At 69.2% G+C, this 19436-nt stretch carries 12 protein-coding genes; 6 read left to right on the forward strand and 6 right to left on the reverse strand.

Annotation, left to right across the window (positions count from 1 at the left end; genetic code table 11):
- Window positions 1–168: 168 nt before the first annotated feature.
- Entirely contained in the window at window positions 169–1044 is an 876-nt protein-coding gene (locus tag AB0E69_RS07475) for a universal stress protein (protein ID WP_360141176.1), read from the forward strand.
- 10 nt (window positions 1045–1054) lie between these two features.
- On the opposite strand, the gene AB0E69_RS07480 is transcribed toward AB0E69_RS07475, so the two are convergent.
- A complete protein-coding gene (locus AB0E69_RS07480; protein ID WP_360141179.1) occupies window positions 1055–2386 on the reverse strand; it encodes a ferric reductase-like transmembrane domain-containing protein in 1332 nt (443 codons plus the stop codon).
- A gap of 296 nt (window positions 2387–2682) precedes the next feature.
- On the opposite strand from AB0E69_RS07480, the gene AB0E69_RS07485 reads away from it, so the two are divergent.
- On the forward strand, window positions 2683–3357 hold the full coding sequence (locus tag AB0E69_RS07485; RefSeq protein ID WP_360141182.1) for a response regulator transcription factor: 675 nt from the start codon (window positions 2683–2685) through the stop codon (window positions 3355–3357).
- Window positions 3329–4414: a HAMP domain-containing sensor histidine kinase gene (locus tag AB0E69_RS07490; RefSeq protein ID WP_360141185.1), complete on the forward strand. Its 1086-nt coding sequence runs from the start codon at window positions 3329–3331 to the stop codon at window positions 4412–4414. Before AB0E69_RS07485 ends, AB0E69_RS07490 begins: the two co-directional genes overlap by 29 nt.
- A 15-nt stretch (window positions 4415–4429) precedes the next feature.
- Here AB0E69_RS07490 and AB0E69_RS07495 read toward each other — a convergent pair whose 3' ends face one another.
- From AB0E69_RS07495 to AB0E69_RS07515, 5 genes are read right to left on the reverse strand one after another with little or no spacing between them, the layout of a single operon-like run.
- Window positions 4430–4897, reverse strand: a complete 468-nt coding sequence (locus AB0E69_RS07495; protein ID WP_360141188.1) for a hypothetical protein — start codon at window positions 4895–4897, stop codon at window positions 4430–4432.
- A complete protein-coding gene (locus AB0E69_RS07500) occupies window positions 4894–5856 on the reverse strand; it encodes a multicopper oxidase domain-containing protein (RefSeq protein WP_360141191.1) in 963 nt (320 codons plus the stop codon). Before AB0E69_RS07500 ends, AB0E69_RS07495 begins: the two co-directional genes overlap by 4 nt.
- A 29-nt stretch (window positions 5857–5885) precedes the next feature.
- Complete coding sequence (locus AB0E69_RS07505) at window positions 5886–7874, reverse strand: multicopper oxidase domain-containing protein (protein WP_360141194.1); 1989 nt, start codon at window positions 7872–7874, stop codon at window positions 5886–5888.
- A 13-nt stretch (window positions 7875–7887) separates the two neighbouring features.
- The gene (locus tag AB0E69_RS07510; protein ID WP_360141197.1) at window positions 7888–9159 is read right to left on the reverse strand and encodes a multicopper oxidase domain-containing protein; all 1272 of its coding nucleotides are present in this window, start codon (window positions 9157–9159) and stop codon (window positions 7888–7890) included.
- A complete protein-coding gene (locus tag AB0E69_RS07515) occupies window positions 9156–14375 on the reverse strand; it encodes a hypothetical protein (RefSeq protein WP_360141200.1) in 5220 nt (1739 codons plus the stop codon). Before AB0E69_RS07515 ends, AB0E69_RS07510 begins: the two co-directional genes overlap by 4 nt.
- 272 nt (window positions 14376–14647) lie before the next feature.
- On the opposite strand from AB0E69_RS07515, the gene AB0E69_RS07520 reads away from it, so the two are divergent.
- From AB0E69_RS07520 to AB0E69_RS07530, 3 genes are all read left to right on the forward strand, one after another.
- Window positions 14648–16216, forward strand: coding sequence for a copper resistance protein CopC (locus AB0E69_RS07520; protein WP_360141203.1), 1569 nt, complete (start codon window positions 14648–14650; stop codon window positions 16214–16216).
- Entirely contained in the window at window positions 16213–18399 is a 2187-nt protein-coding gene (locus tag AB0E69_RS07525) for a S8 family serine peptidase (protein ID WP_360141206.1), read from the forward strand. The genes AB0E69_RS07520 and AB0E69_RS07525 overlap by 4 nt, the downstream gene beginning before the upstream one ends.
- Before the next feature lie 110 nt (window positions 18400–18509).
- The gene (locus AB0E69_RS07530) at window positions 18510–19397 is read left to right on the forward strand and encodes a universal stress protein (protein WP_360141209.1); all 888 of its coding nucleotides are present in this window, start codon (window positions 18510–18512) and stop codon (window positions 19395–19397) included.
- The last annotated feature ends 39 nt before the right edge of the window (window positions 19398–19436 follow it).

The raw sequence follows: 19436 nt of genomic DNA on the forward strand, positions 1-19436 counted from the left end.
TTGGTTTCCGACACCTAGATCGTCGAATCTCCGGCCTCCGCCGGTCAGAGTCGTTCTCACCCCAGCCGCGGGAGCCGAACGGCCCAGCCATCCCGGGACGTATGCCGCTGCCGCCCACCCAGCCACCGCCGGACGCTGGACACCTGCACCAAGCCAAGGGAGCACACCATGACCACCCACCCCGCCCCGATCGTCGTCGGGTACGACGGCTCGCCCGGTAGCCGGAGCGCACTGCGCTGGGCCACCGCCGAGGCCGTCCGGACCGCGGCACCGCTACGGATCACCGAGGCTTTCGAGCTCGTCGTCATCACCCGGCCGTCACCCGGGCACGTCGTACCGCTCGAGGCCGTCCGCTCGGCCCGGCAGAAGGAGCTCGACGCGGTGGCCGAAGGTTTCCGGTTGCAGCATCCGGACCTGGTCGTCGAGACCAGCCTGATCGGTGGGCCGGCGTCGAAGGCTTTGATCGACACCGCCGCCGAGGCGCGGCTGGTCGTCATCGGCTCGCGTGGCCTCGGCGGCTGGAGCGGGCTGCTGGCCGGATCGGTCGCGGTCCAGGTGACCACGCACGCGCAAAGCCCGGTGGTCGTCGTACCGTCGGAGCTGCGGCTTCGCACTTCTGAAGAGCCGACCGTGGTCGTCGGCGTGGATGGCTCCAAGGCGTCCGCGAAGGCCATCGAGTTCGCCTTCGAGCAGGCCGACGCGCTGCAGGCCCGCGTCGTCGCGGTTCATGCCTGGACGTCGCCGTTCCTCACATACGACGACGCCGCGTCGATGCTGCAGTTCGACGAGGCGAAGGTGAATGAGGAGTCCCGGCTGCTCGTCTCCGAGTCCGTCGCCGGCGCGGCGGCCGAGCACCCCGACGTGCAGTGGACCACCGAGCTGGTCAGCGGATCCGCCGCACCGGCACTCATCCGGCGCTCCGAGACCGCCGACCTGCTGGTCGTCGGCTCCCGCGGACGCGGCGGCTTCACCGGGCTGCTCCTCGGCTCGGTCGGTCAGTCCGTCTTGCACCACACCCACTGCCCGACCGCAATCGTCCGCTGACCGGGGACAGTCAGACCGCCCCGAAGCGTTCGGTGTGGATTCTGCGGACGGGGATCCCGAGCGCGGTCAGGTCCCGGCTGACCGCGGTCACCATCGGAGCCGGGCCACAGAGGAAATAGTGCAATCGCTGCGACTGCCGCGGGAGGACGCGGCGAAGCAAGGTGTGACTGATCCGGCCGCGCTCGCCGGTCCAGCCTGGTTCGGGCGCGCTGACCACCTGGATCACCTTCAGCTTCAGCCGTGTCCGGACTTGTTCGACCTCCGGCAGCAGCATCAGGTCGCGTTCGGTCCGGGCCGACACGATGAGCCAGAACCGTCGCGGGTCGGCTCGGTCCGCAAGGGTGCGCAGCATGCTCAGCAGCGGCGTGATCCCGACCCCCGCGGCGATGAACACGAACCCCGGCGCGTGCTCGAGCCCCTCGGTGGTGAAACCGCCGTACGGCCCGTCCAGGAACACCCGGCGACCCGGACGCAACGCGCCGAGCAGCTCGGTGAAGTCCCCGAGCGCCTTGATCGTGAACTCGATCCGGTCCGGATGCTCGGCCGTCGAGGCGATGCTGAACGGGTGTTCCTCGAACACGAACGGCGTGGACCCGATCTTGAGCCAGACGAACTGGCCCGGCTCGAACGGCATACCGGGATGCCCGTCGGCCTGGATCACCAGCGTCACCCCGTCACCGGCGACGGGCCGCACCGACACCACGAGGTACGCGAACCGGCGGGCCCGGATCGGCAACCAGATCCACCGGCGCGCCGCCAGGCCGGCGATCAGCAGACCGGATGCGACGAACCACGCCGCCAGCAGGACGTGCGACACCAGGTGCCGAAGCCACCACACGTGGAGCCACGCCATCACGAGCACGATCGCCACCAGCCCGTTGTGCACGAGACGCCAGCCCTCGTACCGCGGCTGGCGCCCGGGACGACGCAACGCGAGTACGACGACCAGCACCAGCGCGACCGTCGAGATGACCGCGGCCCGGGCGGCCCGCGTCGTGTGCGCGAGATCGAGGATCGCGAGCCCCCGCGGATCGGTGATCAGAACCCCGACGAGGTGCGCCACCACCAGCACGACCGCGATCAACGCCACCAGCCGGTGGACAGCGAGCACCGTCTCGATCCCGAAGCTGGCGATGAGCAAGGGCAACCGGGCCGGCAGCGCGACCGCGATCACCAGCGCGGAGAACCCGACCAGACCCGTGCTGAGCACCAGAGCGTTGCCGGCGCCCGCGTCCGGCGGCCCGAGAACACCCCAGGTCAGCCCGAGCGGGACGAGCAGTACGGCGAGGTACCAGAGGAACCAGGCGAGCCGGGCCAGCGGGCCGTGGACACGCGCTGACACGCGGTGTCGGGACATCAGGACGTGCCTTCGGGATCAGGGACGGTGGAAAAGTACGCCTGCCGCGCGACCGCGCGGAACAGCGCGACCCGGGAATGACAGGACTGTCATCCGCAGCCGACCGAAGCCGACCGAAGCCGGGGATTACTGACCTCTTCCGTCCGGAACCGGGTGGTCGGACAATGTCTCTGGGTCACGGGGTCGGTGGGGTCCCGAACCGGAGGCTGTGGGGTGCAGCCGCTGGACAGTCCGTGCCCCGGCAGTGCGGCCGTGCGGCCGTACGGCCTCGAGGGGGTTCGATGACCAGAATTCTTGTTGTCGACGACGAGCCTGACCTGCTCGGGTTCGTCCGCAGTGCGCTGGAGGTCGAAGGCTTCCACGTCGCCACCGCCACGGACGGGACCGAGGGACTCCGGCTCGCCCTGACCACCAAACCCGACCTGGTGATTCTGGATCTGCTGATGCCGGGACTCGACGGGCAGGCGGTCCTGACCGCGTTGCTGACGCACGACCGGTCGCACCGGATCCTGGTGCTGTCGGCCACCGAGGACCGCCAGGTCCGGGTCGCCTGCCTCGAGCAGGGCGCGGTCGACTTCCTGGCCAAACCGTTCGTGGTCCGTGAACTGATCGCCCGGGTGCGCTCACGGTTGCTGTCACCGGTGACCGCCGGCGCACCCTGGCTGCCCGAGGTACTGCGGGTCGGCGAGATCGTCCTCGACACCCGCACTCGGCGCCTCCAGATCGGTCAGCGGACCGCGGAGCTGCCACAGCGTGAGTTCCTGCTGCTGCAGCACCTGATGCGGAACCCGGACACCGTCTGCTCGCGGCAGGAGCTGCTGTCCGAGGTGTGGGGCTACGACTTCGACCCGTCGACCAACCTGGTCGACGTGTGTATCGGCCGGCTGCGGTCGAAGCTCCGCAGCGACGCCATCCGGACGGTTCGCAATGTCGGCTATCAGCTACAGACGGCCTGACCAGGCCGAGGTCCTGACCGGACCGCGCGTGCGGCACCTGAGCCGCGGGTCGATCACGGACGGCCTGCTGGCGGTCTTCATGCTCGCGATGCTGCTGCTGATGATCAGGCTGCCGGGCGAGGAGACGATCCCGTACCACTTCCTCTTCCTCAGCCTGACGATCGTCTACGGGTTCCGGGTCTGGCCGCTGTGGACGACCGTCCTGGTGGCGCTGGTGGTCACCGGGGCGACCGGCTGGGTGCTCGCCGACCGGGTGGTCAACCACATCATCGACAACGCCGAGCTGGCCGAGGTGCCGCTGATGCCGGCGCTGTTCGTCGCGATGGTCTGGCATGCCCGGCGACGGTTCGCGGCACTCCAGCAGGTGAAGCGGATGGCCGACCAGCGGCGTGCCAGCCTGGAGCGCGAACGCGGCTTCCTCCGGGACACGTCGCACGCGATCCGGACGCCGATCACGATCGCCCGGGGTCACCTCGAGTTGGCGTACGACGGCGCGGTCCTGAACGGCATCCGGGAGAGCGTCGACGTGGCGTTGCGGCAGCTGGACCGGATGTCGGCACTGTCGAATCGGCTGCTCGCGCTGGCGCGGCTCGATGCCGGTGAGGAGCTGGATCTCAGGCCGACCGACCTGTCCGGGCTGATCTCCGAGATCGGCCGGAACTGGACCGCGAGCAGCGACCGCGCCTGGTCGGTCGACAGCGGTCCGGCCGGCCAGGTGCGGATCGATCCGGACTGGATCGAGCTCGCCGTCGACGCACTGGTCGAGAACGCTGTCCACTTCACCACGGCCGGCGACGCCATCCGGCTCCGATGTACGTCGTCGGCCGGCGTCATCACGCTTGTCGTCGAGGACTCCGGAGTGGGTATCGAGGCCGAGGACCTGCCGTACGTGTTCGACCGGTTCTGGCACCGTCGCCCCGAGCACGGGCCGATGGGCAGCGGCCTCGGCCTGCCGATGGCTCGCGCCATCGCGGAAGCTCACGGTGGCGCGCTGACCGTTGCCCGCGGCCCGAACGGTGGTGCCCGGTTCGCGCTGAGCATCCCGCTCGCCGAGTAATGCACCGGGTGATGCTCAGCGGACGACGACGTGCTCGACCTCGGACCCGCCCAGCAGCACGCTGACCTTCGACCCGCGCCGGATCCAGTTCCCCGGATTCTCGAACACCAGGTAGTACGTCTCCCCCGCCGTGTACTTGCCGGTGTGCGCGTGACTCATCAGCAGGTCGCGCACCACCAGGCCCGAGTCCTCGTCGACCACGGCCGGTGGCGTCGTCGCATCGTGCAGGCTGTTCGCCCGGTTCGGATCGAGGACCTGGAACCGCAGGTCGATCAACCCTCCTCCCCCGGTCACGGCCACCTGCGTGATCCGTACTCCGCTGCGCTCGGCCAGGCCGTTCGCATCGACGGCCGCGCGCCCCCAGGCAACCTCGGCCACCGGGGCAGCTGCCGGCGGGTGCCGGTGTGCGCCGAGCACGAACCACACCGTCAGCGCGCCGGCAACGAGCGCCACGCCGGTCAGGAAACCGATGAGCTTCTTCATGAGTGCAGGAAGACCAGCATGCCGTTGCCGATTGGCGACGTGCCGGTCTGCGGCCCGCTGGTCAGGTGCAGCTGGCGGTTGAACAGCGGAAAGCCGTGCGTGCTCGGCGGCGCAGTGCCCGGCATGGTGACGATCGTGTCCTCGGTGGCACCGGCCGGGATCGTCTCCGTGCTGGCAGCGACCGGGTTGGTCAGCAGCGTGGCATCCCGGGCGACGACCTGCTGATGCATGCCGAGCAGGGTCATCGACGTGTTGTCGTAGCCGGCATTCAAGTAGCGCAGCAAGACCCGTTGGCCGACCCCGGCGGCGATCGCCGGGACATCCGGATAGGACCTGCCGTTGACCAACCAGTACGTCGCCTTGAAGTTCTGCAGGTCGAACGTCTCAGGCGCGGCGTTGAAGGCAGGATCGACAGCCGTCAGCACCAGCACCGCCTGGACGTCGTACGCCGTGGTCGCCGACGGATACGCCTGGTTGGCCGTGGTCGTGCCGACGACGAGCGCGCCGGAGAGCCCCATCGCCTCCTGACGGCCGGCGTCTCCACCGCTTTGGTACAAGTACGTCCCCGGCTGGGCGGTGAAGGTCCGGCTGACCGCAGCGCCGGGCGCGGCATCGGTCGGTCCGGGGTTAAAGGCCACCCCAGGGATCTCGAGGGAGACCGTGTGCCCTGCGGGCAATGCGTTCCGCACCGTGATCGTGACCAGGTCTCCCGCGGTCGCCGCGAGTTGCGGACCCGGCAGCGTCGGCGAGGCCGACGTGCAGTCGCCCGGCGTCGTCGGCGTACCGAAGCCCCAGATCGGGACCAGGCCGCCGCCCGGAAGCGGCGCGGTGCCCGGTACCGCGCAGAGCTCGATCGCGACCGTCGCCGCAGCAGCGGAACCACCCAGCGTGCTCAGGCCGAACACGGCCAGCGCGAGCACCAGCAGGACCCGGGCCCCGCGGTGAACGGATGTAGGCATCGCAGCTCTCCTCTGCCGCTCGTTCCCGGTCATGGCGCGTCGTACACGATCTTCATCAGGTCACCCCAGGTCGAGAAGGCGGCCGGGGCGGGTCCGGTGAAGCGCTGGGTGTGGACCAGCACCCGGACCTGGCCGGCGTACGAGCCGGTACCGATGTAGGCACTCGCCGAACCTGGCAGCGTCCAGGTGGAGCTGACGTCGGTGGAACCGACGTTCTGGGGCTGAGCAGGTGCGCCCGGCAACGTCGTCCAGCCGGCCGAGGTCGCCGTACTGCAGCCAGCCGCGCCGGCCACTGTCCAGTTGCAGATCTTGACGGTCTGCTGCGGCAGGTTGGTGGTGAGCGCCGTGCAGGTGGTCGCCGTCGTGCTGGCACAGTTGCGGCCCTCGTAGATCACCTTGAGGTTGGCGCTCCCGGCCGGTACGCCGCCGAAGCCGGCGTACCAGTCCGTGGCCAGGGCGGTCACCACGGCACCGCTGCCGTGCGTTGTTGCTGCCGTTCCGAGCTGGCCGCGCGCGACCGTCCAGGTAGTGGTGCCTTGGCCGCCGGTGACCTGCACGACCTCGTTGTCGATGCGAACGAAGTACGAGCCGGTGGTGGGGAAACCGACGGCCGAGGCGACTGTGATGGACGTCTGAGCGGCCGTGGTCGCCGTCGGACGGGTGGTCGTCTTGGGGTTCAGCTGGTAGTAGACGTCGTCGGACTGCCCGAGGGCTCCGACCGCGCCGGACTTCAGGGACGCGCCCACGAGCGACGACGTGGTCGGCGAGCCGAAGCAGCCGCCCGCCGGATCGACCCGCAGCAGGGTACCCATGCCGCCGAAGCCCTGGTCGTAGTTGGTGAACTCGTTCAGCGCGTGGCTGTGCAGCGGGAAGTACCACTCACCGCACGCGTTCTGCGACGTCGTACCGACCGGCAGCGTGCCCTTGTACCCGAGGTACGGCGATCCGCTGTACCAGGTGTTGCCGTCCTTGAAGAACACGTTGCGGTAGTTCGGCTGGGCGACCGGGAGCGGGTTCGCGGTCGGACTCCAGTTGTCGGTGTCGTCCCAGCGGAGCAGGAAGTCCTCGGTCTGCCCCGAGCCGATGGTCTCGCCGAAATGTTCGGTCGCGGCCACCAGCCGGCCGTCCTGGGCGATCTGCAGGGTGTGGTTCCCGTGCGGGTGGAACGGATGGTTCACCGCGCCCACGTTGATCATCCGAATCAGTGCGGGCCGGTTGTCGGCGGCCGAGTTCGGCTGCAGCCGGACCAGGGCGCCGTACGGCTGGTTCGGCAGCAGGGCCGAGCCGTTGTCCTGGATCGTGTCCGGGAACTCGCGGCCGTTGATCGCGAAGTACCGGTTCCGCAGCGCGTTCACGTCGTACGTGCCGCCGACCTCGACCGCGTGGTGCAGGTCGGAGTCGATGTCGCTGAGCAGCAGGAGGTACTCGCGGCTCGGCGCGAACTGCGTGCCCGCGTTCGTGTAGGCATAGTCGTCGCCGAGCGCCGGGCGCACGATCAGCGCGCCGGCCAGGCCCATCTCGACCTGCTTGGCGACGTCCGATCCGCTCTCGTAGAGATACGTGCCCGGCTGGCCGACGGCGAACGTGTAGGTGATATCGCCACCGGGCGCGACCTCGCTCGTGAGCAGACCCGCGCTGCCGCCGGTAGCAGTGACCGCCGCGTCCTGCCCCGGGAACACGATGGAAGTTGCCTCAGGCAAGTTGTTGTGCAGGTGCACGACGACCGTCTGGCCTTGGCCGGCGCACAGCACCGGACCGGGGCTCTGGAAGTGCCCACCGGCCGGTGAGTAGCTCCACATGAAGACGCTGTTGCCGTCCGGGGTGTCGATCGTCCCCGCGGACGCGACCAGGTCGAAGGTCCTGGTAGCGCCCACAACCGTGCCTGGCGTACACACCATGCCGATCGGTGGGACGGCCTCCGGGCCGGCGCTCGCGGTCGGCGCGACGGCCGGGAGCAGCAGGCCCGCGGCGAGGGCGAGACCGGCCAGCGACCGGCGGATCCGTTGCGATGTGCTCATCGTCGCCTCCTGCTCAGACATAGGTCTGGCTCACGACGGTCTGCGCGGGCAGCGGGTTCTGGTACACCCGTACCTCGGTCATCATTCCGCTCGGGCCGGGTGCGCCGAGACTGGACAGCCGCCGCCAGTCCCGGTTCTTGAAGTAGTAGACGTTGTAGCTGCCGCGACCGTCGGTCCCGGACGGCCGGAGCGCGTCGTACGGCGGTGCGTCGAACAGCACGTCGCGTGCCTCGCCGGGGCCGATGTAGAGCGTGTTGGTCCAGTACGACGTGGTCCGCAGCAGCGACGCGTCCTGACCGACGACGTGCATCGGGATCCCGGGCAGTTGCATCGCGTGCTGCTGGTAGCCCAGGTTCGCGAGCCGCAGCAGGACCCGCTCGCCGCCGTTCACCTGCACCAGCGCAGAGTTCGGCAGGCTGTAGTCGAGGGCGTTGTCGTAGTTCGGGTTCGGCGTCGCGATGCGCAGGGCGCCCGGCAGCGCCGGGTCGTCGTTCGGCAAGGTGGTCTGCGGGTAGCAGCGGCCGTTCAGGACGAACCACTGCGGCTCGTAGTCGGTCGCGATCGACTCCTGGATGTCCCGGTCGCCGTCGTGGAAGTTCCTCCAGTACTCGTTCAGCAGGATCGCGAAGTGCCGGTGGTACCCGGTCGACCCGTCGCCGTCGTTGTACGCGAACCGGTTGAAGCCACCGATCGTCGTACCGTCCTGCAGCGGGCGGACGAAGACGATGCCGGTCATCCCCATCTGTACGTGCTCGACGTCCTCGAAATGGCAGTGGTACATGTAGGTGCCTTCGCGGTGCGGACGGTAGAAGTACGTCAGCTGCTTCCCGATCGGCACCGCGACCGACACCTCGGGGACACCGTCGTTGAGCGGCGACGGTACGTCGAACCCGTGCCAGTGGACCGTGTGCGAGTCGACCAGGTCGGGCCGCTGCACCAGCCCGAGGTTGGTCAGGGTGATCTTGACGTCGTCGTTCTGCCGTACGTCGATGGTCGGCGCGCTGGTCTTCGCATGTCCTTTGTACTGCGAGACGAGCTGGTCGACCGTCGCCGTCGGGCTGACCGGGACGAACCCGAAGATGTACAGCGGGTCGTCGTCGCGGCCGGGCACGGAGATGTAGCCGTCGGTGGCGGCCAGCGCGAGTGTGGTCGTGGCCGCGGTGGCGGCGCCGGTCCCGCGGACCAGGCCGGCGCCGATACCGCCGAGGGCGAGCGTGCCGAGCGCACCCAACCCGGTGGCCTTCAGGAAATCCCGGCGTCCGACGCCGGCCGGCTGCGAGTTCATCGCGGGCTCCTGATCAGAGGTGCGGTTGGTAGCGGCAGGGGCAAGCCAGGCAGTTCGTCAGCGCCCAGGTCCCACGGGGTGAGTGCCCGGAGCGTGCGCAACTGCGGACGGTACTGGCTGTCGTAGTCGCCCAGCGGCTCGGTCGCGAGCGGCGTCGCGTCCGGCGTACCGCTCGGGGCCTGTACTGCGCCCGCGGAGCATGGGTTGAGTGCGGTGATCGGGGCCGGCGCGGCGGTGTTCGAGCAGCGCACACCGCGGTCCACGACCGGGCTCGTACCTTGCAGGTGATAGTTCCCGGTCAGGCCGACCGGCGGATCCGCGCCGGTGATCGTGACCGCGGCGGTCTGCGGATCGAGTCGCGACCCGGACACCGTCAGCTCGAGCGTGAACGGCGTGACGAACGCCGGGTTCGAGCCGATGAGGTTCCCCTGACCGGCCGGCACCGCGTGCTGGACGCCGTTCGGGCCGAGGATCTGGCCGTTGGTGAGATCGGAGTACCGCGGGGTGAAGGTGTCGGCGTTGTTCGCCGTACCGTGCACCTCGAAGTCGATGAACCCCTGGTTCACCAGCGTCGCGCCCGGGCCGAAGCTGTCCAGCGTGAACGCGTTGTTGTTCCAGAAGATGTCGTTGAACTGGGCCGTCGGCCGGGAGAAGTCCGGCCTGGTCGCCGCGTTCGGGTACTGCGCGACGTACCGCGCGTCGGCCTGCCAGAGCGGGTCGTTGCCCTCGGACGCGAGCCCGGCCGCGTGCGGTACGCCGATCGCGGAGTTCTCCGACGAGGCGGTCGACACGTTGTTGGCCACGGTGTTGTTGATGATCCGGACGTTCGACGAGTCGTCGAGCATCATCGCGCCGCCGATGTCCGCGGAGCCGTTGTCGACGAGCTGGTTGTCCCGGACGTTGACCACGGCGTTCAGCGCGTCGAGGACGAACAGACCGCCGCCGTCGTCGCCGGAGTAGTTGCTCTGGATCAGGTTCTTGTCCAGCGACACCGCGCCGGTGCCGTCGCCGAGCGACCCGCCGCCGACCGGCAGTTCGGACTCGATCGCGACGCCCGCGCCGGAGTCGACCGAGTCGTTGTAGTAGATCTGGTTGTCGTGGATCCAGCCGTTCGGGCTGAGCCCGATGTGCGAGACGCCGGCGCCGTAGTTGACGCTGAAGTTCGAGCAGACGATGTTGCCTGCCACCTCGTAGTTGTCGGAGCCGTAGAAGATGCCGAGGCCACCGGCCTGGGTCAGGCCGCCGTTGCCGAGCAGCCGGTTGTTCGCGACCTTGACGGAGTAGTTGTGGCTGACGTGGTCGTACGGCTGGCCGATCCCGATGCCGCCGGCAACCACACCCGCGTTGTTCTCGAGCACGTTGTTGGTGAGCTGCTCGTTGTTGATCGACGCCTGGAGCTGGATACCACCGGCGCCCTCACCCGAACCACCGGTCATCAAGGCGACGCCGTCGATCCGGGACTGGTTGAACTGGGTCTGGTTGACCTGGGCCGTCGTACCGGTCAGGTCGTACGCCGTTGCCGTCTTCGCGACCACGGTGACGTCCGCACCCCGCAGTACCGGGTGCGCCGCGTCGACGTAGGGGCCGTTCGCCGCGATGGTGGCGTCGTACTGCGTCGCGTTCTGCTGGAAGTAGCGGCCGTCGACGACCGATCCCAGGACGTGGAACCGCGGGTCCTCCGGGTCGCGGGCCTGCGCCTCGTGCGCACCGATGATGCCACCAGGGCCGACGCCCTGGATCTTCAACGGCTTCCAGACCACGACGTTCTCGTTGTAGGTGCCTGGCTTCAGCACCAGCAGGCTGCGCGCGGGCGCGGCGTCGATCGCTGCCTGCAGTTGGTGCCCGGTCAGCGTCGGAGCGGCGACGTTCACCACGTTCGGGTTGTAGGCGGCCCCGCCGGCCGTGCCCGTGACGTGAACCGTGATGCCGTTCACGGTCGGCACACCACCGTTGGCGTTCGAGGTGATCAGCGTCAGTTGCTTCGGGCCCGGCGTGAAGGTCCCGCCGAAGGCCGGGATCCGGATCTGGACCCGATCGGGTACGCCGGTGGTCCCCGACGTACCGGGCGTCCAGCTGACGATCCCGCCGTTGGCCCGGGTGAGCGTCTGCACCTGGCCGGTCCGGTCGTCGGTGAGCGTCGCCCGTACGCCGGTGTTCCCGGTGGCCGTGCCTTGCGCGCCGATGAAGTCGGCCTGAATCGTCATCACCTGACCGGCCGTGCGGACCGGGGTGTCAACCTGCAGGAGCTCGGGCCGCGCCGGTACGGCGGGATCCTCGCAGCCGGTGCCGGAGATCGGGTCCAGCGGCAGGTCGAGCTGGGTGGTCAGACCCGGCCAGGCCTCGGCCGGAGTCGTTGCCGTCAGCAAGTTCGGGTTGTAGGCCGGGTTGGGTGCGGTCTTGGAGCCGGGGTCGTCGACCTTCACCAGGTACATACCGGGGCACGGTCCCTGCGGGATCGGGCAGTTGAGCGTCTCGGTCGACGGGACGAGCGCCTCGAACGAGCCGTCCGGGCTGGTGGTCACGGTGGTCAGCAGCCGCCAGTTGTTGGCGTCGTACGGCAGGTTCACGTTGCCGCCTGATCCGGCGGTGTCGACCCGGGCGTAGATCCCGACCGGGATGTTGCCGATCGGCCGCGGTTCTCCGTACCACGGCGACTGCGGGTCGCGCTCGAAGTAGATGTCGTTGAACACCTGGCCGACCAGCCGGCCGGGCTCGGCGACGTCACCGGTGCGGGTGTCGGCCGGGTCCGTACCGTTGGGGTCGGTGCGGAAGTTCGTCATCAGGTTGAAGTCGGCGTTCGCGTTCTGGCTGTTCTGCAGCACGACGAGCCGCTTGTCGCACAGCGGGGCGTGCGCCCCCGCGATCGGGTAGAAGTTGCTCCGCGGCGTCAGCGTGGACTTGTCGATCACGTGGTCGTCGCCGGTGCACGGCGGCGGCGGGATCGCCGGAGTGAAGTGGTTGCCGAGGTCAACGTTCACGTCCTCCTCGCGGACGGGCCGGTACAGGCAGCCGCTGCCGTCGCCAGGAATCGTGGTTCCCTTCGGGTGGCTGACCTGCTGGGCGGCGCCGACCGGGTTGCAGGCACGCGTGTCGGTGCTGTCCTTGGGCATCTCGACGTGGGTGATGTAGGTGCCGGCGACGAGTGCGGTCGGCTGTGTGTTGCCGTTGCAGCTGCCGTTGTCAGCGGTCAGGTCGTATCCGTTCGGGCAGTAGTCGGCGAAGGCGTAGCCGCCGTCGAACGCGCCGTCCTTGGTCTGCTCACCGGTGATCGGCACCTCGAGGCAGTTCGGCCCGATGTCCGGGTTGAGTTGCGCGCTGATGTCCGCACCGGTCGCGTCGCGGACCGCGCAGCCGTCGGCGTACGCCGTACCGGTCGGCGGTGTCCCGCTGGGCTGGACCCAGTGATCGGTCACGTACTTGTTCACGATCACGTCGTCGGCCGTGTTCGGCAGGCCGTCCGGGCCGAGCGTCTCCAGGTACACCGTGACGTCGGGAATCGCCGGCTCGTAGTCCTCGTGCGCCTGCATCTTGGCGTCGAACTCGTTCCGGGTGGTCGAGAAGTAGGTGATACCAACGATCTGGCCCGGCGTACCGGCCGGGTAGTCGGTCTTGCCCCAGTCGACGGTGGCGCGATGGCCCTCGGTCATCAGCTGGTTGGTCAGCAGGGCTCCGCCGAGGTCGGTCGGGATCGGCGTCACGGTGCTCGGGTCGTACTCGTCGTGCTGGGCGGCGCCGCTGACGCCGAAGCGGGCGAAGCCTTGCTCGTTGATGATCCAGCGGCCGAGCGGTCCACCTTCCGCGGTCGGGTACTGGTAGTAGCCCGAGGGATCTGTCGTGGTGGCTTCCTTGATCGAGCCGTCCCGCCAGCGCTGGTCCATGTCGGTGTTGCCGATCCCGGGCTCCCCCGGATCCCTGACCTGGTTACCGTTCAGATCCTTGTAGACATGGCCGTCCAGCCAACCGAACCAGCGGGAGACGCCGACGCCGTGCTCGTCCGGGTGCACCGGATCCGGGTCCTCGACCGCGACTGTCTGGTTGGCGGTGATGTCGACCGGCAGGATCCGCATGATGTAGCTGAGCTGCTCGTCCCAGATGGACAGGTTGTAGCTTCCGGGCGGCACGTTCTGGATGTCGAAGTTGCCGCTGGCATCGCCCTGGCCGACGAACACGGTCCGGTCGGTGCTGCTGTCGCTCAGCGCCACGAATGGGTTCTCGACCGGCTCGCCGAGCGTCAGCTGGTCGAAGGGCGGCCAGCCCTGCCAGTTCCGCGCCGTACCGGTGATCTCGCCCGTGCCCGCGGTCGCGAACGGCTGCGGTGCACAGACGAACCCGAACCAGTACGCCGTCCGCGCGGTCGGCGGCTCCCACAGCTGCTCACCGGGCGCACCGGTGCCGTCGGCACCTTCTTCGGTCGGCGCCTGCAACTGCAGCCCGCCGTCGATCGTGGTGGTCTGGTACCAGCGGCTGTTCGGGTCGCTGTTGCACGGCCGGTCCGGCGGATGCACGTCGATGAAGTACGTGGCCGGCCCGAGGTTGTCGATCTGGTTGAAGCCGTCGCCGTTGGTCAGGCACAGCCCGCCGCAGAGCGGCTGGTTGTTGTAGTCGACCGTGACCGCGCTGTGGGTCTGCTCCTCGAGACCGACCTGGAAGCCGCTCAGGCCGCCCTCCTCGGTGTCCGGAGCGCCGTTCGTCCACGAGTTGTCCTCGAACACGAAGACCCGGATCTTGCCCAGCGGCAGCGGGTGCTCGTCGCTCTGCACGGTGAGGTCGACGCGGGCGGTCAAGGAGCCGTCCGCGGCCGCGTCGGCGGGCAGGTTGATGTACTTGCCCCACATCTTGTGGTCGAGCGACCGGACCGAGATCAGGTACCGGCCCGCGGGCAACGTGACCGTGTTGCGGGTCTGGTCGCCTTCGCGGACGATCGGGCTGTTGCTCTCGGTGTTGAGCGCCTTCGGGTCGCTCGGCAGCTTGGTGTTGTCCAGGTTGACGAGGTAGCTGAAGTTCGCCAACGGGTTGCCGGTCGGGAAGTCGCGCGCGTCGACGGTCACCGCACAGCCGCCGGCGGGACAACTGGCGGCTGCTTGGGCCGGCGGTGCGGACCGGCTCAGCGCGAGGCCGGACAGGCACGCGGCGATCAGGCCGAGCACAGCGACCCGTGCCACCAACCCCCGGGTACGGCGTACCGTCCGGACCGACCGTGTCGGAGCTGCAGACATCGGAACCACCCTCCCGGCGGCACGAGCTGGGCAGCCCGCCGCCTGGCGCCTGGACATCTGTGGGTGATCATCGAATGGGCCGAGCGGTCCGTGGCGCTGGATGACGGCTCTGTCATCCGCAGGTCATCCGGCGGTCATCCGGCACCGCTGACCAAGATGACGGTCCGGTCATCAGATGACCGTCGCGTCATGAACCGGACGGTGCCCGGCCGCGCTTCCTATCGTCGGGAGTGTCGGCGCGGTGACCCGGCGCCGACGGGGAGGGGAAGCCTGTGTGGCGCCGTTGTGTGCTGATCCTGACCGGCGTGCTCTTCCTCTGCGCGCTGCCGTCGGTCGCGTCCGCGCACACCGAACTGGTCCGGTCCGACCCGGCCGACGGCGCCGTCCTCGCCGAGTCCCCGGGCCTGGTCCGGCTCTGGTTCAGCGGTGACATCGACGCATCCCGGAGTACGGCGCGACTCGTCGACGCGCACGGGGTGACGCTGCCAGGCGTGCAGCCGGTCCGTGGGAGCGGTGATCCGCGGACGGTCGCGGCGGAGCTGCCCAGGTTGGCCGAGGGATCCTACGGGCTGCTCTGGGAAGCGGTCTCGGCGCGGGACGGCCACACGACGAGCGGGACAGTCACGTTCTCGATCGGACGCGCCGGCGCATCGGTGCGGGTCGCGTCCGATGGTTCGGGTGGCCTGGTTCGGCGGTGGGTGTGGCTGGTCGCGCTGGCAGGTGTGGTGGGTCCGATCTCGCTCGTGGTCTTCGTCCTCCGCGCACCGGTTGGGCCGCGACGCCGGCTGCTCCTCGGTTCGCTGGGCAGTGCGGTCGTTGCCATCGCTCTGCATCACTCGGGATTCTGGCTGCTCACCCTGCTCGTGTTGTGCGGTCTGATCGGTCTGGCAATCGCTCGGCGGGTGCCGGCCGCGCTGCTCTTGGCGCCTGTCGGCGTGCTGATGTGGCTCGAGGCCTTGGGCAACCATGCCGCGGCCCTGCCGTCAGCCCGGACCTTTGCACTCGCCGCCACTGCGGTGCACGCCTTTGCGGGACTTCTCTGGCTCGGTGCGATTCCGGCTCTGCTGGTCGTCCTGTGGCGGGGACCGCGTGCCGAGGTGATCAGACGCTTCTCGGTCCTGGCGGCCGGCAGCGTCCTACTCGTGCTGGTGACCGGGCTCTACAGCGCGGGCCGAGAGGTCGCGACGATCGGATCTCTGGTCACCGGGACGTACGGACAGCTGCTGTTGCTGAAGACGGCACTCCTGGTGGGCATGGGAGCTCTGGGGTTGCTCAACGCATGGCGCCTGCGTCGACGGTCTGTACCGCGCAGAACCATCGTGGCCGAGAGCTCGGTCGGTGCGGTGCTGCTGGTCGCGGTCGCTGCGCTCGTCGGTCAGGCGCCACCATCTACGACCTCGGCAACGGCGCCGCCGGAGGTTACGCGGAGCGGCTTCGTGCAGGACCTGGTCGTGACGGTGTCGGCGACTCCGAACCAGCCAGGGGTGAACTGGTTGACCGTTCTCGCGGACAGCAGTCGCCGACCGGCGCCGGCGCCACTCGACAGCGTCGACCTCCGCATCGGCGACCAGACGACCCGGTTGCAGCACCTGACCGGTGCGCGGTACTTCGCAACGTACCGGGCGGACTCGACGGGCGCCGTACGGATGGTCGCCGTTCTGCATCGCGGCGGGCAGGAGTACGCCGTACCGATCGACTGGCAGGTGTCGTCTCCCGCGGCGCGGTCCGCGCCCGGGCGGCGACTGGCACCGTACGTCGACGGCGCGGCCCTGGCCTTGCTGGAGATCGGTATCGCTGTCTGTGCCTGGTGGCTTGTCCGACGTCCCGGAGGTGCACGATGAGGTCTGTTGCGATCGCTCTGCTCACATCGCTCGCGTTACCTGGCTCGTCGATCGGTGCGCCGACGCCCGATCCGTTCGTGGACGTCATCGTCGTGATGAAGTCGCAGACCGCACCGCAGGTCGCGACGCCGGACCGGCGCGAGCGGCTCCGCCGGGTCGAGAAGGTGTTGCGGGACCATGCAGACCTGACCCAGCGCGGCGCTCGCGACCTGCTGGCGGCACGCCTGCGGGAGGGCCGCGTGATGTCGGTCGTACCGCTGTGGATCACCAACGCGATCGGTGCCCGCGTCCGCGCGAGCGTGGCCGTGGAGCTCGCTCACCGCGCCGACGTCGCCGAGGTTCGGCCGAGCACGACCGTCGAGGCTCCGGCCACGGACCTCGCGTCTGCGGTCGAGCCGAACGTTGCCCAGGTCAACGCACCCGCGTTGTGGGACCTCGGGTACCGCGGTCAGGGCATGGTGGTGGCGTCGATGGACACCGGCGTGGACATCAGCCATCCCGAGCTGGCCGCGCGCTGGCGGGGCGGAAGCAACAGCTGGTACGACCCGAACGGGCAGCATCCGGGTGGGCCGGTCGACCTGCTCGGCCACGGCACGCAGACCACGGGCGTGATGGTTGGCGGCGACGGCGGCGGTACGTCGATCGGCGTCGCGCCCGACGCGCGGTGGATCGCGGTGAAGATGTTCAACGACCGCGGACAGGCCTCGTCGACGGCGATCCATCTCGGCTACCAGTGGCTGCTCGACCCCGACGGGAACCCGGCGACAGCCGACGCGCCGAACGTGGTGAACAACTCGTGGACGATGAGCGCGGGCAGCTGCAGCCTCGAGTTCCAGCCGGACCTGCGGAACCTCCGCGCCGCCGGCATCCTCCCGGTCTTCGCAGCCGGCAACTACGGTCCGACGACCGGCACCTCGGCCAGCCCCGCGAACAACCCGGAGGCTCTCGCGGTCGGCTCGGTCGACGGCAACGGCCTGATCGACCCGTACAGCAGTCGCGGACCGTCGGCCTGCACGCAGACGGCCTATCCACACCTAGTTGCCCCAGGCATTGATATCCGGACCACCGACCTGTACGGCGGTTACCTCGACGTGTCCGGTACCTCGTTGGCGGCACCACACGTCAGCGGGGCACTCGCCTTACTGCTCCAGGCAATGCCTGGGCTCAGCGCGGACCGGCAGCAGGCGGCGCTTCAGGCGGGCGCGACGGATCTCGGCGTCACCGGACCGGACAACGACTACGGATCCGGCCGGCTCGACGTGCTGGCGTCGTACAACTGGTTGCGGAACACCCCCGACTTCGGTGTGGCCGTGACACCGGCGTCCGTCACTGTGCAGCCCGGCGGGACGGCGACATACGCGGTCACGGTCTCGAACTCCGGCGGATTCACTGGGGACGTTGCCTTGTCGCTCGGTGGGCTCGCAGGAAGCTTCAGCCCGCCGGTAGTGGCCGGCGGCGCGGGGACGGCCACGCTGACGGTCACGGCGCCGACGACGCCAGGCACAACGTCGCTCGTCGTCACCGGCACGAGCGGTTCGGTCAGTCATACGGCAACCGCTTCCTTGACTGTCGTTTCATCGCCCGACTACGCGCTGACCGCGACACCCCTCACGCGAACCGTGACTGCCGGCTCGTCGACGACGTACACACTGTCGGTCAGTCCTAGCAACGGCTTCGCGGCAGACGTGTCTCTGACAGCGACTGGCTTGCCGGCCAACGTTGGAACGGCCACGGTGAGTCCGGCGACAATCCATGGCAGCGGGACCTCGCAGCTGTCGATCACGACGGTCGGGACGGCACCCGCCGGTACCTATCCGCTGACGGTGACGGCCTCGAGCGGTGCGCTGAGCCACTCGGTCGGCGTGACGCTGACGGTCACCAGGCCTGACTTCGGCATCAGCATCAGCCCGTCGTCGGCCTCGGTCATTCGCGGACAGACAGCGACGTACACCATCGCGGTCAGCTCGATCGGCGGTTTCACCGGTTCGGTCGCACTGAAGGTCGCCGGGCTGCCTGCCGGCGCGTCAGCCAGCTGGACCGGCAACCCGATCGTCGCTCCAGGCAGCGCGAGCCTCAAGGTCAGGACGACCTCGACCACCACGAGAGGTACCTTCACCCTCAAGCTCACCGCCACCAGTGGATCGCTGAGCCATCAGGTGACGGCGACCTTGGTGGTGCGCTAACTCCATCCTTTGTCGGAGAGGGATGACCTTCAGGACACCTCCGGCCGGGACCTTCGGCCCTGGCCGGGCGACGGCACTTGTCCTTGACTGGAGGTGTCTCAGGAGGTGCCATGTCTGCGAAACTGCCGGTGCTGGTAGGAATCGACGGATCCCGTGACGGTCTGGTCGCGCTGATCTGGGCAGCGTCATACGCCACGCTGCAGCACGCGCCGCTGCACGTCTTACACGTGATGGACGAGTACCTGCACAAGCCGTCCGTCACGCCACTCTGGCCGGACGACGGCAGCCAGGTTCTGGAGGAAGCCCGCGACGAGCTCGAGCGGCTCGGCTTCACGGACGCGTCCCTCGAGGTACGGCACGGGCACCCGGCCAACGTGCTGCTCGAGCTGGCCGAGGAGGCCCAGGCGCTCGTCGTCGGTCGCCGCGGGCTGGGCGGATTCGCAGAGTTGGTCCTCGGCTCGACGTCACAGGTGTGTACGGCGCTCAGCACCGACATCCCGCTGATCGTTGTCCCGGACACCTGGGACCCTGCCTGCCCGCCGCACGGGCGCATCGTGGTCGGTGTCGACGGATCGGCGGAGGGTCAGGAGGCCCTGCGGTTCGGGTTCCAGCTGGCTGCCGCGACGAATGCGGAGCTGCACGGTGTGCACGCGATCGAGGTCCGCGAGAGCAACCAGGACCCGTGGATCGACCCGAACGACTGCAGCCCGCAGGCCGTCGGTCGGGTGCGGCTCCGGCAGCCCTGGGCCGACGAGGCCGACGAGCTCCTCGCCCAGACCCTCGACGGCTGGGCAGCGAAGTACCCTGAGGTACCGGTCCGGCAGCGCGGCGTGACCGACCACCCGGTCCTGGTCCTCGCCCACGAGTCCAAGTCAGCCGACCTGATCGTCGTCGGCGGCGTCGGCCGCACCGCATTCTCAGACCTGCGACTCGGGCCCGTCGCCCGCGGCCTGCTACACCACTCGACCTGCCCGGTCGCCGTCGTACACGCAGGCTGACCCGTCAGCGCCGAGCGGCCTACCCGTTCCAGCTTCCCG

Origin of the sequence: Kribbella sp. NPDC026611, from assembly GCF_040638345.1 — a bacterium.
GTDB lineage: Bacteria > Actinomycetota > Actinomycetes > Propionibacteriales > Kribbellaceae > Kribbella.